Origin of the sequence: Streptomyces bobili (genome assembly GCF_002154575.1) — a bacterium.
In the GTDB taxonomy this organism is placed as follows: domain Bacteria; phylum Actinomycetota; class Actinomycetes; order Streptomycetales; family Streptomycetaceae; genus Streptomyces; species Streptomyces bobili.
In genome coordinates, this window is sequence record NZ_MUBA01000574.1 from 1 (window position 1) to 5350 (window position 5350).

The following is a 5350-nucleotide window of genomic DNA, read 5'->3' on the forward strand; positions in this document are numbered from 1 at the left end:
TCCCGCTGCCGGCAGCGGGAGGCCAGCTCCGAGAGCACGTCCTCGTCGTCGTACGACCGCAGTGCGGGCAGTTCGCTCAGCTCCGCGGGGATGACCTCGACGCGGTCGCCGGTCTTGATGAAGGTGATGCGGCCGTCCCCGATGGCGTAGGTCAGGCGCCGGTTCACTCGGTATGTGCCGCCCTGCACGTCGATCCAGGGCAGATTCCGCAGCAGCCAGCGAGAGCTGATCTCCTGCATCTGCGGTACGGACTTGGTGGTGGTGGCCAGGTTCCGCGCGGCCGCGGTGCCAAGGCTCTGCTGCGGCTTGCCCTGCTCAGCGCGGACTTCTTCGCCTACCGACATAGAGAAATGCCCTCCCAGTGATGCACCGGCGCCGTTCTGCGCCGCTGCACTGTTCTCACGGACAAGCCTTCCATCACTCAGTGTGTTCGTGCCATTACCCGAAAGAGCGGGAATGGATCAACGCCGGTCTGGGCACGGCGAGTCGTCGCACGAACGATGTTCGACAATGACGGGGTGATCCGCCCTGTTCCGTTCGACTCCGAGGCCCTGCGTCCCCGGCTGCCCTCACCCCTGGAGGAGGTGGCCGACGAGCGGTTCGCGCGGCACGGCGTACGGCTGCTGCTCAAGCGGGACGACCTGATCCACCCGGAACTGGTCGGCAACAAGTGGCGCAAGCTCGTGCCGAACCTGGAGGCGGCGGCGGGACGGCCGGTGGTGACGTTCGGGGGCGCCTACTCCAACCATCTGCGGGCCACGGCCGCCGCCGGCCGTCTGCTGGGTCTGCCCACGGTCGGGGTGGTGCGCGGCGACGAACTGGCGGACCGCCCGCTGAACCCCTCCCTGGCCCGCTGCGCGGCCGACGGGATGCGGCTGTGCTTCGTCGACCGGGCGACCTACCGCCGCAAGACCGACTCCGGCACCCTGGCGGCGGTCCTGAGCGCCGCGGACGCCGAGGACGCGTACGTGGTGCCCGAGGGCGGCAGCAACGCGGCGGCGGTCCGCGGCTGCCTGGCCCTCGGCGAGGAGCTGCGCGACCACGCCGACGTGGTGGCCGTCGCCTGCGGCACGGGCGGCACCCTCGCGGGCCTCGCCGCCGGCCTGGGCCCCGGCCGGCGAGCCCTGGGCGTACCGGTCCTCAAGGGCGGCTTCCTCGGGGACGGCATACGAGCTCTGCAGACGGAGGCCTTCGGTGGCCCGGTGGGCGACTGGGCGCTCGACGAGCGCTTCCACTTCGGCGGGTACGCCCGCACCACGCCCGCCCTCGAAGACTTCGCCCGCGACTTCGAGGGGCGGCACGGCCTCCCGGTCGAGCGTCTCTATGTCGCCAAATCGCTGTACGCACTTGTCGCCCTCGCCGAGGAAGGCGCGTTCCCGCGCGGGACGCGGCTCGCGGCGGTGGTGACAGGAGCGCCATTCAGCCCCTGAGCCCCCTGCGTGACCGCGCCCCGGACACCTCGCCCGGGCGGGCGAAGAGGCCTCGCTAACCTGCCTCCCGGTAGGCCGCGGCCTCCTCCAGGTCCAGTCTGCGCAGCATTGTCCGCAGCATCTCGTCGTCGATGTAGCGGCCGTCGCGCAGACGCACGAAGACCTCGCGCTCGGCGCTGATCATCTCGCGGGACAGGCGGCGGTAGGTGTCGTCGACGGTCTCGCCGGTGACCGGGTTGACCTGGCCGAGGCGTTCCCATACGGCGTTGCGGCGGCGTTCGAGGACGTTGCGCAGGCGGTCCGCCAGCGGCGGGGGCAGGGTGTTGCGCTCGTCGGACAGCAGTTCCTCCAGCCGGTGCTCGGCGGCTCGGGAGGCCTGGGCCTGCGCGTTGGCCTCGGCGAGGGTCGCGGCCTGCGGGTCGGCTTCGGGGAACTTCAGCAGGCGGATCAGCGGGGGCAGGGTCAGGCCCTGCACCACCAGAGTGCCGATGACCGTGGTGAACGTCAGGAAGAGGATCAGGTTGCGGTGCGGGAAGGGCCCCTCGCCGTGGTCCACGGTGACCGGGATGGAGAACGCGATGGCCAGCGAGACGACTCCGCGCATTCCCGCCCAGCCGATGACGATGGGCCCCCGCCAGGTGGGGTTCTCCTCACGCGCGCGGATGCGCGCCGACAGCAGCCGGGGCAGGAAGGTCGCCGGATACACCCACAGGAAGCGGACCACGACGACCACGAGGAAGAGGGCTACGGCGTACCAGGCGGCGTCCAGCCCCTCGTAGTCGCCGAGCCCCTTCAGGACGATCTGGAGTTGCAGGCCGATGAGGGCGAAGACCGCCGACTCCAGGACGAAGGCGACCATCTTCCACACCGCCTCCTCCTGGAGCCGCGTGGCGAAGTCGACCTCCCACGCGCGATGGCCGAGGTAGAGGGCGACCACGACCACGGCGATGACGCCGGAGGCGTGGAACTGCTCGGCGGTGGCGTACGCGACGAACGGGATGAGGAGCGAGACCGTGTTCTTGAGGAGCGGCTCCTGCAGCCGGGTCCGCAGCCAGTGCAGCGGGGCCATCAGGATCAGGCCGACGGCGGTGCCGCCTACCGCCGCCACCAGGAACTCCTCGATGCCGCCGGCCCAGGACGCGCCCTCTCCGACGACGACCGCGAGGGCCACCTTGTAGGCGGTGATCGCGGTGGCGTCGTTCAGCAGCGACTCGCCCTGGAGGATCGTGGTCACCTTCGACGGCAGGCCGACCTTGCGCGCCACCGCCGTCGCCGCGACGGCGTCGGGCGGTGCCACGACCGCGCCCAGCACCAGCGCCGCCGTCAGCGGCAGTCCCGGGACGATCAGATAGGCGGCCCAGCCGACGGCGAGCGTCGCGAAGAGGACGTAGCCGACCGACAGCAGGGCCACGGGCCGCAGCTGGGCCCGCAGGTCGAGATAGGAGCTGTCGGTGGCGGAGGTGTACAGGAGCGGGGGCAGCAGGAGCGGCAGGACGACGTCGGGGTCGAGGGTGTAGTCCGGGACGCCGGGGACGTACGAGACGGCCAGGCCGACGGCGACCAGCAGCAGCGGCGCCGGCACCGGTGTGCGCCGGGCCGCCGCGGCGATCGCCGCGCTGCCCGCCACCAGCAACAGCAGTGGCATCACGTCCATGTTTCGCCCGCCCTCGTTTTTCCGCGCGGTCGTCCGCACGACCGTCGTAATCTGGCAATCATGAAACAGTGCACGCACGCCGACGCGCTGCCGCACCCCGAACCCGTCCCGCTCGGCGAGACGTGTCCGGAGTGCCTGCGGGACGGCACCCACCCGGTACAACTACGGCTGTGTCTGACGTGCGGGCACGTCGGGTGCTGCGACTCGTCGCCGGGCCGGCACGCCACAGAACATCACAAGGACTCGGGTCATCCGATCATGCGGACGTTCGAACCGGGCGAGAACTGGCGCTGGTGCTTCGTCGACCACGTCCTCGTGTGAGCCGCAGCGGGAACGACCGGTCCGTCGAGCGGGTACGGTTCGAGCATCTGGCGCCTGGGTACGTCAACCCGGCGCGCCCTCTTCCCTTTTGGACCGACAGACCCCTAGACACGGAGCGTGTTCACAGCTTTACTGTGAGTGACGCCAGGGGGTTGGGGTCCCGGGGACAGGACGGATGAGAGCGCGATAGCGTCACCGCTGAACCACACACGCGTTACCCCCGGGGGGCGACCCTCGGCCCCGAAAAGCTTGTACCACCTTGGAGGTGAGGGTGTCCCAGATCGCAGGCGAGCCCGCGACCCAGGACTTCGTGGAAGTCCGGCTGCCGGCTGCGGGTGCCTACCTGTCGGTGCTGCGGACGGCCACGGCCGGCCTCGCGGCCCGTTTGGACTTCACCCTGGACGAGATCGAGGACCTCCGCATCGCGGTGGACGAGGCCTGCGCGATCCTGCTCCAGCAGGCCGTGCCCGGTTCAGTGCTCAGTTGTGTCTTCCGCCTGGTCGACGACTCGCTGGAGGTCACCGTCTCGGCGCCGACCACCGACGGGCACGCCCCCGCGCGCGACACCTTCGCCTGGACCGTGCTGTCCGCCCTGGCGGGCAAGGTCTCCTCCGCCGTGGATGAGGACAAAACCGTTTCGATCAGCCTCTACAAACAGCGCGGCGCCGGACCCGGGCCGGCGTGAGGAACGGGGACGGGCCGGTGCGGGACGAAGAGCGCGGCACACGGGAACTGCCGGCCGAGAGCGCTGGGACGGCGCTCGATGCGGACGGTTCCCGACGCATGGCGGACGGCATCGACGGCATTCCCGAGCAGGCCCGGCCCCATCCGGAGGACGATCCGGCCTCCGTCGGGACCGGCCTCCCGGGGAGTGCGGAGCAGGAGCCGCCTCGGGAGAGGCGGATCGGGGGCACCCCCGGCCGGGCCGAGGAAGAGGCTCGACAGAGGGCGACGGGCGGGACGATGAGCGAGCACGAGCGAGACGACGAACAGGGCGTGCCGGGCACGCGGCACGAGCCTGACCAGCCCGCGCCCCAGCAGCCGGTACCTCAGCAGGCCGTGCAGCACCAGCCGGTTCTCCACGCGCGCGAGGACCGCAGCGGGGCACGCGCGAAGTTCGTCGAACTGCGCGCGCTGGACGCCGGCAGCCCGGAGTACGCGGAGCTGCGCAACCAGCTGGTCCGTATGCACCTGCCGCTCGTCGAGCACCTCGCGCGCCGCTTCCGCAACCGCGGGGAGCCGCTGGACGACCTCACCCAGGTCGCCACCATCGGCCTGATCAAGTCGGTCGACCGATTCGACCCGGACCGCGGCGTCGAGTTCTCGACGTACGCGACGCCGACGGTCGTCGGTGAGATCAAGCGGCACTTCCGCGACAAGGGCTGGGCGGTGCGGGTGCCGCGCAGACTCCAGGAGCTGCGGCTGTCGCTGACGACGGCCACGGCCGAGCTGTCCCAGCTGCACGGCCGCTCGCCGACGGTGCACGAGCTGGCCGAGAAGCTGGCGATCTCGGAGGAGGAGGTCCTGGAGGGCCTGGAGTCGGCCAACGCCTACTCCACGCTGTCGCTGGACGTCCCCGACACCGACGACGAGTCCCCGGCGGTCGCCGACACCCTCGGCGCGGAGGACGAGGCGCTGGAGGGCGTCGAGTACCGGGAGTCGCTCAAGCCGCTCCTCGAGGATCTTCCGCCGCGGGAGAAGCGGATTCTGCTGCTGCGCTTCTTCGGCAACATGACGCAGTCGCAGATCGCGCAGGAGGTCGGCATCTCCCAGATGCACGTCTCCCGGCTGCTGGCGCGCACCCTGGCCCAGCTGCGGGAGAAGCTCCTCGTCGAGGAGTGACCCCGCCCCTGACAGGGCCGATACCGCCCGATACGGCCGTTACTTCCGTACGCCGCTGTCGGCGTCTCCCGCGTTGCCGGGCCCCCGGATCCCGAGGGCCCGG

At 71.1% G+C, this 5350-nt stretch carries 5 protein-coding genes and 1 pseudogene; 4 read left to right on the plus strand and 2 right to left on the minus strand.

Annotated features, from left to right (window positions below; all coding sequences use genetic code 11):
* Positions 1-344 (minus strand): annotated as a pseudogene (locus tag BZL64_RS33830) (Crp/Fnr family transcriptional regulator); the annotation flags it as partial.
* Between the two features lie 156 nt (positions 345-500).
* Between BZL64_RS33830 and BZL64_RS33835 the strand changes: the two are divergent.
* Positions 501-1430, plus strand: a complete 930-nt coding sequence (locus BZL64_RS33835; RefSeq protein ID WP_086772916.1) for a 1-aminocyclopropane-1-carboxylate deaminase/D-cysteine desulfhydrase — start codon at positions 501-503, stop codon at positions 1428-1430.
* A gap of 55 nt (positions 1431-1485) precedes the next feature.
* On the opposite strand, the gene BZL64_RS33840 is transcribed toward BZL64_RS33835, so the two are convergent.
* The gene (locus tag BZL64_RS33840; RefSeq protein WP_086772917.1) at positions 1486-3084 is read right to left on the minus strand and encodes a Na+/H+ antiporter; all 1599 of its coding nucleotides are present in this window, start codon (positions 3082-3084) and stop codon (positions 1486-1488) included.
* Between the two features lie 60 nt (positions 3085-3144).
* On the opposite strand from BZL64_RS33840, the gene BZL64_RS33845 reads away from it, so the two are divergent.
* From BZL64_RS33845 to BZL64_RS33855, 3 genes are all read left to right on the plus strand, one after another.
* Entirely contained in the window at positions 3145-3405 is a 261-nt protein-coding gene (locus BZL64_RS33845) for a UBP-type zinc finger domain-containing protein (RefSeq protein WP_073491348.1), read from the plus strand.
* A 271-nt stretch (positions 3406-3676) separates the two neighbouring features.
* Positions 3677-4090, plus strand: coding sequence for an ATP-binding protein (locus BZL64_RS33850; RefSeq protein WP_019058277.1), 414 nt, complete (start codon positions 3677-3679; stop codon positions 4088-4090).
* Positions 4087-5247, plus strand: a complete 1161-nt coding sequence (locus tag BZL64_RS33855; RefSeq protein WP_086772918.1) for an RNA polymerase sigma factor SigF — start codon at positions 4087-4089, stop codon at positions 5245-5247. The genes BZL64_RS33850 and BZL64_RS33855 overlap by 4 nt, the downstream gene beginning before the upstream one ends.
* Positions 5248-5350 lie beyond the last annotated feature (103 nt).